General features: G+C 59.5%; 12 protein-coding genes. 5 read left to right on the top strand and 7 right to left on the bottom strand.

Going from position 1 to position 17,285, the window contains the following annotated elements:
* The 7 genes from recO to lptF all read right to left on the bottom strand — a co-directional run bounded on the left by recO (position 1) and on the right by lptF (position 7,583).
* The gene (gene recO / locus CPH89_RS16425; RefSeq protein WP_053254575.1) at positions 1 to 690 is read right to left on the bottom strand and encodes a DNA repair protein RecO; all 690 of its coding nucleotides are present in this window, start codon (positions 688 to 690) and stop codon (positions 1 to 3) included.
* Between the two features lie 154 nt (positions 691 to 844).
* Complete coding sequence (gene era / locus CPH89_RS16420; RefSeq protein WP_038851274.1) at positions 845 to 1,747, bottom strand: GTPase Era; 903 nt, start codon at positions 1,745 to 1,747, stop codon at positions 845 to 847.
* Entirely contained in the window at positions 1,740 to 2,429 is a 690-nt protein-coding gene (gene rnc, locus CPH89_RS16415) for a ribonuclease III (RefSeq protein ID WP_017136295.1), read from the bottom strand. The genes era and rnc overlap by 8 nt, the downstream gene beginning before the upstream one ends.
* A 152-nt stretch (positions 2,430 to 2,581) precedes the next feature.
* On the bottom strand, positions 2,582 to 3,436 hold the full coding sequence (lepB, locus tag CPH89_RS16410; protein WP_053254574.1) for a signal peptidase I: 855 nt from the start codon (positions 3,434 to 3,436) through the stop codon (positions 2,582 to 2,584).
* A gap of 5 nt (positions 3,437 to 3,441) precedes the next feature.
* Positions 3,442 to 5,241, bottom strand: coding sequence for a translation elongation factor 4 (gene lepA / locus CPH89_RS16405; protein ID WP_003210439.1), 1,800 nt, complete (start codon positions 5,239 to 5,241; stop codon positions 3,442 to 3,444).
* A 151-nt stretch (positions 5,242 to 5,392) separates the two neighbouring features.
* On the bottom strand, positions 5,393 to 6,472 hold the full coding sequence (gene lptG / locus CPH89_RS16400; protein ID WP_053254573.1) for an LPS export ABC transporter permease LptG: 1,080 nt from the start codon (positions 6,470 to 6,472) through the stop codon (positions 5,393 to 5,395).
* Positions 6,465 to 7,583: an LPS export ABC transporter permease LptF gene (gene lptF / locus CPH89_RS16395; protein WP_053254572.1), complete on the bottom strand. Its 1,119-nt coding sequence runs from the start codon at positions 7,581 to 7,583 to the stop codon at positions 6,465 to 6,467. The genes lptG and lptF overlap by 8 nt, the downstream gene beginning before the upstream one ends.
* Before the next feature lie 285 nt (positions 7,584 to 7,868).
* On the opposite strand from lptF, the gene CPH89_RS16390 reads away from it, so the two are divergent.
* The 5 genes from CPH89_RS16390 to CPH89_RS16370 all read left to right on the top strand — a co-directional run bounded on the left by CPH89_RS16390 (position 7,869) and on the right by CPH89_RS16370 (position 17,121).
* Complete coding sequence (locus tag CPH89_RS16390) at positions 7,869 to 9,359, top strand: leucyl aminopeptidase (RefSeq protein WP_053254571.1); 1,491 nt, start codon at positions 7,869 to 7,871, stop codon at positions 9,357 to 9,359.
* A gap of 51 nt (positions 9,360 to 9,410) precedes the next feature.
* Complete coding sequence (locus tag CPH89_RS16385; RefSeq protein ID WP_053254570.1) at positions 9,411 to 9,839, top strand: DNA polymerase III subunit chi; 429 nt, start codon at positions 9,411 to 9,413, stop codon at positions 9,837 to 9,839.
* Between the two features lie 7 nt (positions 9,840 to 9,846).
* The gene (locus CPH89_RS16380) at positions 9,847 to 10,233 is read left to right on the top strand and encodes a hypothetical protein (RefSeq protein ID WP_053254569.1); all 387 of its coding nucleotides are present in this window, start codon (positions 9,847 to 9,849) and stop codon (positions 10,231 to 10,233) included.
* A 775-nt stretch (positions 10,234 to 11,008) separates the two neighbouring features.
* Positions 11,009 to 13,972, top strand: a complete 2,964-nt coding sequence (locus tag CPH89_RS16375) for a hypothetical protein (RefSeq protein WP_145963495.1) — start codon at positions 11,009 to 11,011, stop codon at positions 13,970 to 13,972.
* Positions 13,973 to 14,274: 302 nt separating this feature from the next.
* Entirely contained in the window at positions 14,275 to 17,121 is a 2,847-nt protein-coding gene (locus CPH89_RS16370) for a valine--tRNA ligase (protein ID WP_053254567.1), read from the top strand.
* Positions 17,122 to 17,285: the final 164 nt, after the last annotated feature.

The following is a 17,285-nucleotide window of genomic DNA, read 5'->3' as shown; positions in this document are numbered from 1 at the left end:
TCAGGGCTTTCGAAACAACTCGCGACTGACCAGCGGCCGTCCGCCCAAATGCACCGCCAACGCCTGGCGCATCAAACGCTTGGCGGCGGACAAGGCACCTGGCGCGCTCCAGTCAGCTTCGCTCATGGCCAACAACTCGGTGCCCTGGAACAGGCCCGGTTGCAGCAGGTAGACGCGTTCAAGCCCGGCATCGACTTGCAGACGGTACATGCCGTCGGCGGCGATGGGGTCGCCGTGCAGGTCGTTGCTCAGTTCAAAGCCGTAGCCGAGGTCGTCAAGCAGGCGCCATTCGAAGGCGCGCAGCAGCGGCTCCAGAGGGCGCCCTTCGGCCAGGGCTATCAGGGTGGCGGCGTAGTGATCGAAGACCGCCGGGTGCGGGTCTTCGGCGGGCAGCAGGCGGATCAGCAGCTCGTTGAGGTAGAGGCCACTGAACAGCGCCTCGCCATTGAGCCAGGCGGAGTTGCCGACGCTTTCCAGCCGGCCGACGTTTTTCAACTCGCCCTTGCCACGAAACTCCACGTCCAGGGCCACGAACGGCCGCGCCAGCGTCCCCGCCTTGCCCCGCGCGCTGCGCAAAACCGCGCGCAGGCGACCTTGGGGCGTGATGAAGTCCACCAGCGCGCTGGTCTCGCGGTAGGCGCGGCTGTGCAGGACGTAGGCGAGTTGGCTGGGAGGTGGGGATTGGGACATGGGTTCTCACTGCTGGCATGCATTTTTGAAAACTACACAAACCTAATGTGGGAGGGGGCTTGCGCCCGATGGCAGTGTGTCAGTCACGTACTTGCTAACTGACCCACCGCTATCGGGGGCAAGCCCCCTCCCACATTTTTGCCCTGCGGTGTCCTTACAGGTCGCCGTAGCCCAGAGAGCGCAACGCGCGCTCATCATCGGACCAGCCACCCTTAACCTTCACCCACAGGTTAAGCATGATCTTGGAATCGAACAGCAATTCCATGTCCTTGCGCGCTTCGGTGCCGATGCGCTTGATGCGCTCGCCCTTGTCGCCAATGATGATTTTTTTCTGGCCGTCGCGTTCGACGAGGATCAGCGCGTGGATATGCAGGGTTTTGCCCTGCTGCTTGAACTCTTCGATTTCAACGGTGATCTGGTACGGCAGCTCGGCACCCATCTGGCGCATGATTTTCTCGCGTACCAGTTCGGCGGCGAGGAAACGGCTGCTGCGGTCGGTGATCTGGTCTTCCGGGAAGAAGTGCTCGTTCTCCGGCAGGTGCTCGGCGATCACGCGTTCCAGGGCCTCAAGGTTGTGGCCGTGCTGGGCCGAGATCGGGATGATCTGGGCGTTCGGCAGTTGTTCCTGCAGCCAGCTCAGGTGCGGCATCAGTTCGGCTTTGTCTTCGATACGGTCGGTCTTGTTCAGCGCGACGATCAAAGGGCCGGTGACGTACTGCACACGTTCCAGAACCATCTGGTCTTCGTCGGTCCACTTGGTGCGGTCGACCACGAATATCACCACGTCGACGTCTTTCAACGCCGCCGAAGCGGTCTTGTTCATGTAACGGTTGAGGGCCTTTTCGCCGCCTTTGTGCATGCCCGGGGTGTCGACATACACCGCTTGCACGGTGCCTTCGGTCTTGATACCCAGCATGTTGTGGCGAGTGGTCTGCGGCTTGCGCGAGGTGATCGCCAGCTTCTGGCCCAGGATGTGGTTCAGCAGCGTGGACTTGCCCACGTTCGGGCGGCCGACGATGGCAACATAGCCACAGCGTGTTGCGGTTGAATCAGTCATGGCCATTCTCCACGCCCAGGGCAATCAGTGCTGCAGCGGCCGCTACCTGTTCGGCAATACGACGGCTCACACCCTGACCTCGGCTTTTTTCATTCAATAAGGTGATCTCACATTCCACGAAAAATACGCGGCAATGCGGCTCACCCTGGATATCCACCACTTCGTAGCGTGGCAGTTCGCAACCACGCGACTGCAGGTATTCCTGCAGGCGGGTCTTGGGATCTTTGTTGGTGTCGACCAGCGTCAGGCTTTCGATCTCCGAAGCCAGCCAGGCGACTACGCGCTCCTTGGCGGTCTCCATGCCTGCATCGAGGTAGATCGCACCGATCAACGCCTCAAGGGCATCGGCCAGGATCGACTCGCGACGGAAGCCACCGCTTTTCAGCTCACCCGACCCCAGGCGCAGGTACTCGCCCAGGCCGAAACCACGGGCCAGCACGGCCAGGGTCTCACCTTTGACCAGGCGCGCGCGCAGGCGTGACAGCTGACCTTCGCGCGCTTGAGGGAAACGCTCGAACAGCGCCTCACCGGCGGCAAAGTTAAGGATGGCATCACCGAGGAATTCCAGGCGTTCGTTATTACGCCCGGCAAAACTGCGGTGTGTGAGGGCAAGGACCATCAATTCCTGATCCTTGAAGGTGTAGCCGAGCTGACGCTCGAGACGGCTTAAAGAAACGCTCACGGTTTACCCATATCTGTTTGGTGGCACCGGCGGCCATCGACGATTGACGCAGTGTTCAAATTCAAATCCTGATTGGTGTCGCATGGGGCCGGGCCATGAATTGTCCCCACCCCAGAAAAGCATTCGGCGCTGTGTTCACAGCGCCGCCTGTATTACTTGATCAGCCCGACCCGCGAGAAGTTCGGCAGGTGGCTGAGTTTGGGTTCCGGCCAGCTCATCCAGACAGCAAAGGCCTTGCCGACAATGTTCTCGTCGGGAACCATGCCCAGCAGGTCCTTGGGAATGTTGGGGTCATCCCAGTAACGGCTGTCGTTGGAGTTGTCGCGGTTGTCGCCCATCATGAAGTAGTGCCCGGCCGGCACTTTCCATTCGGTGTCAGGCGGCGAACGGTAGCGGGTCATTTCCTTGCGGATCTGGTGCTCTACCGCCCCGAGTTTTTCCTGGTACAACTCGGCACTGCCCAGGGTGTTCGGCTCGGCACCGATCAATTTCTCGGCCACCGACTCCCCGTTGACGAACAGACGCTTGTCGCTGGTGTAGCGAATCACATCGCCCGGCAGGCCGACCACGCGCTTGATGTAATTGACGTTCGGGTCGCTAGGGTAGCGGAACACCATCACATCGCCGCGCTGCGGATCACCGACCGGAATGACTTTCTTGTCGATGACCGGCAGGCGGATCCCGTAGGAAAACTTGTTCACCAGGATGAAGTCGCCGACGTCCAGGGTAGGTTTCATCGACCCCGAAGGGATCTGAAACGGCTCCACCAGAAATGACCGCAGCACCAGTACGATGAACAGCACGGGAAAGAACGACTTGCCGTATTCAACCAGCAAAGGCTCTTTGTTCAGCTTCTCGATCACCACGACATCGGGCTGGCTGACGCTGCCCTGATAGGACGCGATAGCCGCCCGCCGACGCGGGGCGAAGAACACCAGATCGAGCAACGCCAGGAGACCGCAAACGGCAACGGCGATGACCAGCAACAGCGGGAAATTTAGTGACATAGGACCTAACTATCCAACCTGAGCACCGCAAGGAAGGCTTCTTGTGGAATTTCCACGTTGCCCACTTGCTTCATGCGTTTTTTACCGGCCTTTTGCTTCTCAAGCAGTTTGCGCTTACGGCTTACGTCACCGCCGTAGCATTTGGCCAGTACGTTCTTTCTGAGTGCCTTGACGGAGGTTCGCGCAATGATCTGCCCGCCAATGGCGGCCTGGATCGCGACGTCGAACATCTGGCGCGGAATCAGTTCTTTCATCTTCTCGGTCAGCTGACGACCTTTGTAGTGCGCGTTGTCCTTGTGCACGATCAGCGCAAGCGCATCGACCTTGTCGCCGTTGATCAGCACATCCAGCTTCACCAGATTAGCCGATTGGTAACGGTCGAAATGGTAATCCAGCGAAGCATAGCCGCGACTGGTGGATTTGAGACGGTCGAAGAAGTCCAGGACCACTTCGTTCATCGGCAAATCGTAGGTCACTTGCACTTGGGTACCGAGGAACAACATGTCGTGCTGTACGCCACGTTTTTCGATACACAGGGTAATGACGTTGCCCAGGTGTTCCTGCGGGACCAGGATATTGGCCCGCACGATCGGCTCGCGCATGTCTTCAATGGAGGACAGATCTGGAAGCTTGGACGGGTTATCGACGTAAATCGTTTCACCGGTTTTCAGCGCCAGCTCAAAAATAACCGTTGGCGCGGTGGTGATCAGGTCCAGGTCGTATTCGCGCTCAAGGCGCTCCTGGATGATTTCCATGTGCAGCATGCCGAGGAAGCCACAACGGAAGCCGAAGCCGAGAGCGTCGGAGCTTTCCGGGGTGTACTGCAACGACGAATCGTTGAGCGTCAGCTTTTGCAGGGCTTCACGGAAGTCTTCGAAGTCGTCGGAGCTCACTGGGAACAGGCCGGCGTAAACCTGCGGCTGGATGCGCTTGAAGCCCGGCAGCACGTCTACATCAGGGGTGGAGCTCAAGGTCAGGGTGTCACCGACCGGCGCACCGTGAATGTCCTTGATACCGGCGATGATGAAGCCAACTTCACCGGCCTTCAGGTCAGTGGTAGCGGTGTGCTTGGGGTTGAACACGCCGACGCTGTCCACCAGGTGGATCTTGCCGGTGGATTTAACCAGGATCTTGTCGCCCTTCTTCACCCGGCCGTGGCGCACACGTACCAGGGAAACAACCCCCAGGTAGTTGTCGAACCAGGAGTCGATGATCAACGCTTGCAGCGGATCTTCGTAGTTGCCGGTAGGCGCAGGAATGGTCTTGACCAGGCGTTCGAGCACTTCATCGACGCCCAGGCCGGTCTTGGCGCTGCACTCGACGGCGTCGGTGGCATCAATGCCGATGATCTTTTCGATTTCTTCTTTAACACGGTCCGGATCGGCCTGGGGCAGGTCGATCTTGTTCAGTACCGGCATGACCTCAAGGCCCTGCTCGATCGCCGTGTAGCAGTTGGCAACGGACTGGGCTTCAACGCCCTGGCCGGCGTCAACCACCAGCAAGGCGCCTTCACATGCCGCCAGCGAGCGGCTGACTTCGTAAGTGAAGTCAACGTGGCCGGGGGTGTCAATGAAGTTCAGCTGGTACTTGATACCGTCTTTGGCGGTGTAGTACAGGGTAACGCTGTGGGCCTTGATGGTGATCCCGCGTTCACGCTCAAGGTCCATGGAGTCCAGGACCTGGGCTTCCATTTCACGCTCGGCAAGGCCGCCGCACATCTGGATGAATCGATCGGCCAGCGTCGACTTGCCATGGTCAATGTGGGCGATGATGGAGAAATTGCGGATATGACTCAAATCACTCACGGATCAACACTCAAAAAGGCTGCAGGCAGATTGCCCGCTGAAAAATAGCCGGGAATTGTACCTGATGCTCAGGCCGGGCGTCATCTTTGCTGACCAGAACAAAAATGCCCCGATCCTGGGAGCGGGGCATTTTTTGTTCATAAGCGCCGAATCAACCGGCCCGACGCAACAGCCAGAACCCGGCCAGGGCGCAGATGGCGGTCGGCACCAGCACCGCAAACAGCGGCGAGAAACCGAACACCAGGCTCGACGGGCCCAGCAGGTCCTGGGCGATACGGAAGGTAAAGCCCACCAGCACGCCGGTGAACACCCGCTGGCCAAGGGTCACGGAACGCAACGGGCCGAAGATGAACGAAATAGCCATCAATACCAGCGCGGCGGTGACCACCGGCTGCAACACCTTGACCCAAAATGCCAACCAGTAGCGGCCGTTGTTCAGCCCCTGGTCCTTGAGGTAGTGGATATAGCTCCACAACCCGGAGATCGGCAGCGCTTCCGGGATCATCACCACGGTGTTGAGCAGCTCCGGCTTCAGGGCGATGTCCCATTGCTCGGACGGCACATTGACGACTTCGGTGCTGGCCTTGTTGCCCTGCCCTACATTATGGAAATAAGTCGTGGTGACGTCGTACAGCTCCCACTTCCCTTCATCGTACTGCGCGCGCCTGGAGAAGCTGGAGGTCAGCATGTGCCGCTCTTTATCGAACGTATAACGCGTCACACCCACCAACAGACCGCCCGGCTGCACGGCGTTGATGTGGATAAATTCATCACCCTGGCGGTGCCACAGGCCGTGCTTGGCGCTCTGCGCATCCCCCGACCCCTGGGCCAGGGCGCGATTGGCCTGGGCCGTGGCTTCGGTGGGTGGCGCGACGTATTCGCCGATCAGCACACTACAGGCCATCAGCAACAGCATGGGTTTCATCACCGCCCAGACGATACGGCCGATGGAAACACCGGCGGCGCGCATGATGGTCAATTCGCTGCTGCTGGCCAGGCTGCCCAGGCCGATCAGGCAACCGATCAGTGCCGCCATCGGCATCATGTCGTAGAGACGGCGCGGCGCGGTCAGCGCCACGTAGCTCAGCACGTCCGTGACCGTATAGGTGTCGGTGACATTGCCGACTTCATCAATGAAGGCGAACAAGCAGGCCAGGCCAAGGATGATGCCCAATACCGCCAGGATGGCGATCAGTACGCTGCTACCAATGTAGCGATCGAGCTTAGCCACGAGCCAACTCCTTCAGGCCACGACGGCTCTTCATGTTCAAACGGATAGGTTCCCAGTAGAGCAGCCCCAGGCCGATCGCCAGGAAGACGCCGTGCACCCACCACAGGCCGAGCGCCGGCGACAGGTTGCCCTTCTCCAGGGAGCCACGGGCGGAAATCAGCAGGGTCAGGTAGGCCATGTACAGCAGGATCGCTGGCAGCAGCTTGAGGAAACGGCCCTGACGCGGGTTGACGCGCGACAGCGGCACCGCCATCAAGGTCACGATAAACACCAGCAGCGGCAGGGAAATTCGCCATTGCAGTTCTGCGACGGAGCGCAGTTCCGTATTGCCGAACAGCGACGACGTCGGGAGTGCGTCGCGGTCGGTGACCTCTTCGCTGATCTCCGGCTTGGCCAGCATTACGCCATACGTGTCGTACTTGATCGCCCGGTAATCCGCCAGCCCTGGGCTGCCGTCGTAACGAAAGCCATTTTCCAGGATCAGGTAACGGCTGCCGTCAGGGCGTACTTCCTGGCGCCCGCTGTTGGCCACCAGAATCGAGATCCCACGGTCTTTCTGATTCTGCCCGAGGTTTTTCTGGGAAATAAACACGCCGCCCAGGTTGGAACGGTCATCGGTCATGGTTTCGGTATAGGTCACCCGCGTACCGTCGTTGAGCGCTTGAAAGCGCCCGGGCTCGAGGGTGTCGAACTCGGTCATGGCATCCTGCTTGTTCAGCAGCAGCTGGAACTGCATGGCGCCCTGGGGCGCCAGGCTCATGCTCAACCACGCCACCAGCAGGGCAACGCCGGTCGCGGGCACCATGGTCATGGCCAGCAGACGCTGCTGGCTCATGCCGGTGGCCGAAAGCACGGTCATTTCACTTTCCAGGTACAACCGGCCATAGGCCAGCAGAATGCCCAGGAACAGGCCGAGCGGCAGGATCAGTTGCAAAAACCCCGGCAGGCGAAAGCCCATGATCAGGAACAACGAGCCTGGGTCCAGGGCGCCCGAGGCGGCCTGGGCGAGGAATTTGACGAAACGACCACTCATGGTGATGACCAGCAATACCGCACTCACGGCACTCAGGGTCAACAGGACTTCGCGGGACAGATAACGGAAGACGATCAAACCAGACACTCCAGGGTTGTCAGGCTAAGGCGGCCAAACAAGCAAGCATACCGAGTCGACCCGTTTACACGGGCCGGCTAAAAAGATGGCGCATTATCCTGTGATTGACCGCGCCTGTCACGGTGCTTGCTCATGCACGTGCACAAAGCGTGCGGCAAGGGTTGTCAGGCTCCGCCGGCGAGGTTCAAACTGCGGCCTTTGTCGCGGGCGGTTTACACAGCTGCCTCGCTTTAAGCCTGGGTACACAGACTCCAGGCTCACCGACCTTATATAAGGGACCCGAAAATGGAATTGGTTGTAAAAAGCGTTAGCCCCGAAACGTTGAAAACCGCCACCCTCGTGGTCGCCGTCGGCGAAGGGCGCAAGCTCGGCGTCGCCGCCAAGCAACTCGACGAACTGAGCGGCGGCGCCATCAGCGCGGTCCTCAAGCGCGGCGACCTGGCCGGCAAAGTCGGCCAGAGCCTGCTGCTGCAAAGCCTGCCTAACCTTAAAGCCGACCGCGTATTGCTGGTGGGCGTGGGCAAGGACGCCGAACTGGGCGACCGCCCGTTCCGCAAGATCATCAGCACCCTTCTCACCACCCTTAAAGGCCTGGGCGGCGCCGATGCGGCACTGGCCCTCGATGAAATCGTAGTAAAAGGCCGCGACAGCTACGGCAAGACCCGCCTGCTGGCCGAAAGCCTGGTGGACGGCGGTTACGTCTTCGACCAGTTCAAGAGCCAGAAGGCCGAACCGCGCGCCATCAAGAAAATCACCCTGCTGACCATCAAGGCCGCCCAGGCTGAAGTCGAGCGCGCCGTCACCCACGCCACTGCCATCGCCAACGGCATGTCGTTCACCCGCGACCTGGGTAACCTGCCGCCGAACATCTGCCACCCAACCTACCTGGGCGAACAAGCCAAGGCGCTGGGCAAAGAGTTCAAGGGCTTGAAGGTTGAAGTGCTGGACGAGAAAAAGATCAAGGAACTGGGCATGGGCTCGTTCTACGCCGTGGGCCAGGGCAGCGACCAGCCGCCACGCCTGATCGTAATGCAATACAACGGCGGCAAGAAATCCGAGAAGCCTTACGCGCTGGTGGGTAAAGGCATCACCTTCGACACCGGCGGCATCAGCCTCAAGCCGGGCGCCGGCATGGATGAGATGAAGTACGACATGGGCGGTGCCGCCAGCGTGTTCGGCACCCTGCGCGCCGTGCTGGAGCTCAAGCTGCCGATCAACCTGGTGTGCATCCTGGCGTGTGCCGAGAACATGCCGAGCGGCGGCGCCACCCGTCCGGGCGATATCGTCACCACCCTGAGCGGCCAGACCGTCGAGATCCTCAACACCGACGCCGAAGGCCGCCTGGTGCTGTGCGATGCGCTGACCTACGCCGAACGCTTCAAGCCACAAGCGGTCATCGACATCGCCACCCTGACCGGTGCCTGCATCGTCGCCCTGGGCTCCCACACCTCGGGCCTGCTGGGTAACAACGACGAGTTGATCGAGCAACTGCTCAGCGCCGGCAAGGCTGCCGACGACCGCGCCTGGCAGCTGCCACTGTTCGACGAATACCAGGAACAGCTCGACAGCCCGTTCGCCGACATCGCCAACATCGGCGGGCCGAAAGCCGGCACCATCACTGCGGCCTGCTTCCTGTCGCGCTTTGCCAAGAACTTCAACTGGGCCCACCTGGACATCGCCGGCACGGCCTGGACCAGCGGCGGCAAGGACAAGGGCGCCACTGGCCGTCCGGTGCCACTGCTGACCCAATACCTGCTGGATCGCGCCAAAGCCTGAAACTGAAGATTCCGGGGCGGCCCTCGCGCCGCTCCGGTCTCAGGAACCGCAATGACCCAAGTCGACTTCTATATATTGCCCAGCGCCGATCCCTCTGCGCGCCTGGACTTTGCCTGCAAACTCACCGAAAAAGCCTGGCGCATGGGCCACCGCATCTACCTGCACTGCAGCGATGCCGCCCAGCGTGAAGACCTCGACGCCCGCCTGTGGCGCTTCAAGGGCGAAAGCTTCGTGCCCCACGGCCCCGCCGAGTCCGAACCCGAAGGCCTGATTGTGTTGGGTCTGGGCGACAACTGCGGCAGTCACCATGACCTGCTGGTCAACCTGGATCTGAAAGTACCGGCCTTTGCCAAGGCTTTTGCCCGTGTGGCGGAAGTGGTGGTGGAAGACCCGGCTATTCGTCAGGCTGCGCGGGAGAGTTTCCGTTTCTACCGCGAACAGGGCTATCCTCTGCAAGATCACCGGCTACAACGACTTTGAGCACATGATGGACACTCCCAACCCGATTAAAAAAGACGACCACTTGCTGGACGACCTGGAGTCGATCCGTCAATTGCTCGGTGATGACGACTTGCAACCGCCGCTGCTGACCGAAACGGTTGAGGGTGAGGTACAGATTCCGCTGTTGTTCGACATGGTCGGTGGCAAACCTGCCGCACCTGAACCTGTCACACCAGCCCCCGCTGCCGAACCGGCACCCGCCGCAGAAAAAGCACCCGACGCGTTGCTGCTGCACCTGGACAATGAACTGCGTGCCGCCGCGCAACTGATCATGCAGGATGTGATCGACGACTTTGCCCCGCATATTGAAGCCGAGATCAAACGGCGGATGGATGCGCGGATGGAGCGGTTGCTCAATCAATATCAGTCTTGATCCAGGAGTATGTCCAGAATGCCTGTGTCGCGACGCGGCCGGTGCCAAAAAGTGGGCACGTATCGACTCACATCATGACCTGGCCGCCTGTCGTAACTGGTATTTCTAACAGTAGATGTCCCAGCGATTAAGGACAAAGCTCATCTGAAATTATCCCTCGTCGGAGATTTACATGATGGGCGTTCCCACTCTGTTCTATCCAATTACCGAATGGACACCTGTGCGCTTCCCGATTTTCTTCGGCGAAGGAACTCCAGGCCAACCTGTCTCCATATGTCAATCAGGTACCGGTCTAGTCGTTGCACAAACAACCGTCGATGAAAACGGTAACTGGCTGACTCAATCCGATATAGCGCTACCTTTGGGCCCCTATTCTGTCTCCGCCTATTACGACCTGAGCCAAGGGTATGCACCCAATCTTGCCTTTCACGTTGGCGACCCTTCTCCAATGGCAGGAAACGGCCCCTCCGAGTCAGATAATTCCCCCGTTCTCACCAGCCTGACTATCGTTGACTCCCTTCGCCCGTGGCTTACAGGGACGGCACCACCGAATGCGACTGTGGTGATTGCCCATTCGGGTGGCAGCGTTTACTACGCTTCAGTGGGTGCGGACAGTAATGGCTATTGGGAAGCCACGCCGACTACTGACCTTGTCGTTGATGCCAATAACTGGGTAGACCTTGCGTTGATCGCGAATGATGCCGGGGGCAACGCTTTATCGCCTTGGGTGGGTGTTCAGTTGACGGTTTTATTGACGAGCACTGGGGACGGCGCCATGGCCGATGGCACCCCACCTGTCATCAACAGCCCGGCCAACAACAGCTCCGTCCAGACAGTCCGACCAACATTCACCGGCAAAGCCGCGCCCAACGCCAGGATTGGTGTGCACAATGATGCCGTCAACGTCTACTACGGCGATTGTTATGCCGACGCCAACGGCAACTGGACCTACCCATTTCCTCAAGATCTTGCTCCTGGCCAGGTCACGTTGAAGTTCGGCCAGTTCAGTCAATCCGCTAGGCTATCGGCCGATACGGCCCATACGCTTAACATCGCACTATCTGGTTCTGGCAACGCCTTGCCTTCCGGCAGCGCGCCTCAACTCACCAGCCCCACCACCGTCAACTCACTGCGTCCCTTACTGACCGGCAAAGCCGCGCCCAATGCCATCGTCTACGTTTATCTTGAAGGCGGCAGCGTGTTGTTTGGCAAACCTCAAGCTGACAGCAACGGTGATTGGAACCTGCAACTGAGTCAGGACATCTACTCCACCTCGACGCCACTGGTCCTGGCGGAATTCAATGCCAACGGTGCTCTGATGTCTGGCTGGACAGCCGTTATTCTGACCATGAGCACTGCACCCACCAGTAACGCCTTGCCTTCCGGCAGCCCTCCTCAACTCACCAGCCCCACCACCGTCAACTCACTGCGCCCCTTGCTGACCGGCAAAGCGGCGCCCAATGCCATCGTCTATGTTTATCTTGAAGGCGGCAGCGTGTTGTTTGGCAAACCTCAAGCTGACAGCAACGGTGATTGGAACCTGCAACTGAGTCAGGACATCTACTCCACCTCGACGCCACTGTCTCTGGGGGAATTCAATGCCAACGGTGCTCTGATGTCTGGCTGGACACCCGTTACCCTGACCATGAGCACTGCACCCACCAGCAACGCCTTGCCTTCCGGCAGCGCGCCTCAACTCACCAGCCCCACCACCGTCAACTCACTGCGCCCCTTGCTGACCGGCAAAGCGGCGCCCAATGCCATCGTCTATGTTTATCTTGAAGGCGGCAGCGTGTTGTTTGGCAAACCTCAAGCTGACAGCAACGGTGATTGGAACCTGCAACTGAGTCAGGACATCTACTCCACCTCGACGCCACTGGTCCTGGCGGAATTCAATGCCAACGGTGCTCTGATGTCTGGCTGGACAGCCGTTACCCTGACCATGAGCACTGCACCCACCAGTAACACCTTGCCTTCCGGCAGCGCGCCTCAACTCACCAGCCCCACCACCGTCAACTCACTGCGCCCCTTGCTGACCGGCAAAGCGGCGCCCAATGCCATCGTCTACGTTTATCTTGAAGGCGGCAGCGTGTTGTTTGGCAAACCTCAAGCTGACAGCAACGGTGATTGGAACCTGCAACTGAGTCAGGACATCTACTCCACCTCGACGCCACTGGTCCTGGCGGAATTCAATGCCAACGGTGCTCTGATGTCTGGCTGGACAGCCGTTACCCTGACCATGAGCACTGCACCCACCAGTAACACCTTGCCTTCCGGCAGCGCGCCTCAACTCACCAGCCCCACCACCGTCAACTCACTGCGCCCCTTGCTGACCGGCAAAGCGGCGCCCAATGCCATCGTCTACGTTTATCTTGAAGGCGGCAGCGTGTTGTTTGGCAAACCTCAAGCTGACAGCAACGGTGATTGGAACCTGCAACTGAGTCAGGACATCTACTCCACCTCGACGCCACTGGTCCTGGCGGAATTCAATGCCAACGGTGCTCTGATGTCTGGCTGGACAGCCGTTACCCTGACCATGAGCACTGCACCCACCAGTAACACCTTGCCTTCCGGCAGCGCGCCTCAACTCACCAGCCCCACCACCGTCAACTCACTGCGCCCCTTGCTGACCGGCAAAGCGGCGCCCAATGCCATCGTCTATGTTTATCTTGAAGGCGGCAGCGTGTTGTTTGGCAAACCTCAAGCTGACAGCAACGGTGATTGGCAACTGCAACTGAGTCAGGACATCTACTCCACCTCGACGCCACTGTCTCTGGGGGAATTCAATGCCAACGGTGCTCTGATGTCTGGCTGGACAGCCGTTACCCTGACCATGAGCACTGCACCCACCAGTAACGCCTTGCCTTCCGGCAGCGCGCCTCAACTCACCAGCCCCACCACCGTCAACTCACTGCGTCCCTTGCTGACCGGCAAAGCGGCGCCCAATGCCATCGTCTACGTTTATCTTGAAGGCGGCAGCGTGTTGTTTGGCAAACCTCAAGCTGACAGCAACGGTGATTGGCAACTGCAACTGAGTCAGGACATCTACTCCACCTCGACGCCACTGTCTCTGGGGGAATTCAATGCCAACGGTGCTCTGATGTCTGGCTGGACAGCCGTTACCCTGACCATGAGCACTGCACCCACCAGTAACGCCTTGCCTTCCGGCAGCGCGCCTCAACTCACCAGCCCCACCACCGTCAACTCACTGCGTCCCTTGCTGACCGGCAAAGCGGCGCCCAATGCCATCGTCTACGTTTATCTTGAAGGCGGCAGCGTGTTGTTTGGCAAACCTCAAGCTGACAGCAACGGTGATTGGAACCTGCAACTGAGTCAGGACATCTACTCCACCTCGACGCCACTGTCTCTGGGGGAATTCAATGCCAACGGTGCTCTGATGTCTGGCTGGACAGCAGTTACCCTGACCATGAGCACTGCACCCACCAGTAACACCTTGCCTTCCGGCAGCGCGCCTCAACTCACCAGCCCCACCACCGTCAACTCACTGCGCCCCTTGCTGACCGGCAAAGCCGCGCCCAATGCCATCGTCTACGTTTATCTTGAAGGCGGCAGCGTGTTGTTTGGCAAACCTCAAGCTGACAGCAACGGTGATTGGAACCTGCAACTGAGTCAGGACATCTACTCCACCTCGACGCCACTGGCCCTGGCGGAATTCAATGCCAACGGTGGTCAGGTGTCTGGCTGGACAGCAGTTATCCTGACCATGAGCAAGACATAAACCAGTCTGGTCGCACGGTAGCTGGTGACGCGCGAAGCACAATGACTCAGCGTGCGATCCCAGCGACCAAGCGCCCATTTCACGGGGCTAAATCGGTCTGAACAGCAGCGTATTGCCAGAATGGGCTTACGTAACAATTACCCTCGCTCAAAAAGAGAGTGCCAGCCCGTGTAAACCACATCGAGTTCAACCGGGTGATGCAGTTTTTTACATCGCCCATCACCTCGCCCTACGCGCGCTGGCTCATCCCCGCTATACTTCCCGGCTTTTCCTGAATAAATGCCAATAGGGTCCCGCCGCGCATGGATAAGACCTACCAGCCGCACGCCATTGAAACTTCCTGGTACAACACCTGGGAGTCCGAGAACTATTTCGCCCCGCAAGGCGCGGGCGAGTCCTACACCATCATGATTCCGCCACCGAACGTCACTGGCAGCCTGCACATGGGCCATGGCTTCAACAATGCGATCATGGATGCGTTGATCCGTTTCCGCCGCATGCAGGGCCGCAACACCCTGTGGCAACCGGGCACCGACCACGCCGGTATCGCCACGCAGATGCTGGTGGAACGCCAACTCGAGGCCACCGGCCAGAACCGTCACGACCTGGGTCGCGAGAAATTCCTGGAAAAGATCTGGGAATGGAAAGACCAGTCCGGCGGCAATATCAGCCGTCAGATCCGTCGCCTGGGTTCGTCCGTCGACTGGAGCCGCGAGCGCTTCACCATGGACGACGGCCTGTCGGAATCCGTGAAAGAAGCCTTCGTACGCCTGCACGAAGACGGCCTGATCTACCGTGGCAAGCGCCTGGTCAACTGGGACACCAAGTTGCACACGGCGATTTCCGACCTCGAAGTGGAAAACCACGACGAGAAAGGTTTCCTGTGGAACCTCAAGTACCCGCTGGCCGATGGCGCCAAGACCGCTGAAGGCAACGACTACCTGATCGTCGCCACCACCCGTCCGGAAACCATGCTCGGCGACGCCGCCGTCGCAGTTAACCCGAACGACGAGCGCTACCAGGCGCTGATCGGCAAGTTCGTCGAGCTGCCGTTGGTGGGTCGCCGTATCCCGATCATCGCAGACGACTACTGTGACCCTGAATTCGGCACCGGCTGCGTGAAAATCACCCCGGCCCACGATTTCAACGACTACGAAGTCGGCAAGCGCCACAACCTGCCGCTGTTGAACATCTTCGACAAAAACGCCGCCGTATTGCCGGCCTGTCAGGTGTTCAATCTGGACGGCACGCTGAACGACAGCATCGACGGCAAGATCCCGGCCGAATACGCCGGCCTCGACCGTTTCGAAGCGCGCAAGCAGATCGTGGCCGCCTTTGACGCTGCCGGCTTGCTGGTGAGCGTTGACGACCACGGCCTCAAAGTGCCGAAGGGCGACCGTTCCGGCACCATCATCGAGCCGTGGCTGACCGACCAGTGGTACGTGTCCACCAAACCATTGGCCGAGCCTGCGATTGCTGCCGTGGAAGACGGCCGCATTCAGTTCGTGCCCAAACAGTACGAAAACATGTACTTCTCGTGGATGCGCGACATCCAGGACTGGTGCATCAGCCGTCAGCTGTGGTGGGGCCACCGCATTCCGGCCTGGTACGACGAGTCGGGCAAAGTCTATGTAGGCCGCGACGAAGCCGAAGTGCGCGCCAAGCACAACCTCGGCCCGGACGTTGCGCTGCAACAGGACAACGACGTACTGGACACCTGGTTCAGCTCCGGCCTGTGGACCTTCTCCACCCTGGGCTGGCCGCAGCAGACCGAGTTCCTGAAGAAATTCCACTCCACCGATGTACTGGTGACCGGCTTCGACATCATTTTCTTCTGGGTTGCCCGGATGATCATGCTGACCATGCACCTGGTGAAGAACGAGGACGGCACCCCGCAGGTACCGTTCAAGACCGTGTACGTACACGGCCTGGTGCGGGATGGCCAGGGCCAGAAGATGTCCAAGTCCAAGGGTAACGTCCTGGACCCTCTGGACATCATCGACGGCATCGACCTGGAAACCCTGGTGCAGAAGCGCACCTCGGGCCTGATGCAGCCAAAACTGGCGAAGAAGATCGAGAAGCAGACCCGCGACGAGTTCGCCGACGGCATTGCCAGCTACGGCACCGACGCCCTGCGTTTCACCTTCTGCTCGTTGGCGTCCACCGGTCGCGACATCAAGTTCGACATGGGCCGCGTCGAAGGCTATCGCAACTTCTGCAACAAGATCTGGAACGCCGCGCGTTACGTGCTTGATAAAGGCGAAGACTGCGGCCAGAACGGCGAAGCAGTTGAGCTGAGCCTGGCGGATCGCTGGATCATCTCGCAGTTGCAGCGCACCGAAGCCGAAGTAACCCGCCAACTTGACCAGTTCCGTTTCGACCTGGCCGCACAGGCCTTGTACGAGTTCATTTGGAACCAGTATTGCGACTGGTACCTGGAACTGTCCAAGCCCGTACTGTGGGACGAAAACTCGCCGATCGAGCGCCAACGGGGCACCCGTCGCACCTTGGTACGCGTACTGGAAGTGGCACTGCGCCTGGCGCACCCGTTCATGCCGTTCATCACCGAAGAGATCTGGCAGCGCATCGCGCCGCTGGCCGGTATCGAAGGCAAAACCATCATGCTGCAACCTTGGCCGGTGGCCAATGAAGCGCGCATCGATGAGGCGGCCGAAAGCGATATCGAATGGCTCAAGACCCTGATGATGGGCACGCGTAACATCCGTGCCGAGATGAACATCGGGCCGGGCAAGCCGTTGGCAGTGTTTGTGAAGAACGCCAGCAGCGAAGATCAGCGTCGCCTCAGCGAGAACGACGCACTGCTCAAGAAGCTGGCGAAGCTGGAGTCGATCACGGTATTGGCTGACGGCGCCGAAGCACCGCTGTCCGCGACCGCGCTGGTCGGCGAGATGGAAGTGCTGGTGCCGATGGCCGGCCTGATCGACAAAGGCGCGGAATTGGCCCGTCTCGATAAGGAAATCCTGCGCCTGCAAGGCGAAGTGCAGCGAGTGGGCGGCAAGCTGTCCAACGCGGCGTTCGTCGACAAGGCGCCGGCGGAGGTGATCGATAAGGAGCGCGCCAAGTTGGCTGAAGCTGAACAGGCTCAGGGCAAGTTGGCGGAGCAACGCAGTCGGATTGCCAGCTTGTAAGTCAATGCTGGAATAAAAAGAGAGACCTTCGGGTCTCTTTTTTTTGCGCAAAATTAACTGATCTAACTATGGAGACACTTAAGCGCGAAAAGTTATAAAAAACTGTGAACATTGACAGTATCAACCCACTGGAAAGCGGCATTACTCTGAAACAAAGCTCTCTG

The organism is Pseudomonas fluorescens (assembly GCF_900215245.1).
GTDB lineage: Bacteria > Pseudomonadota > Gammaproteobacteria > Pseudomonadales > Pseudomonadaceae > Aquipseudomonas > Aquipseudomonas fluorescens.
Note: the sequence above shows the minus strand (reverse complement) of the source record. Positions and strands in the feature narration are given on the sequence as shown.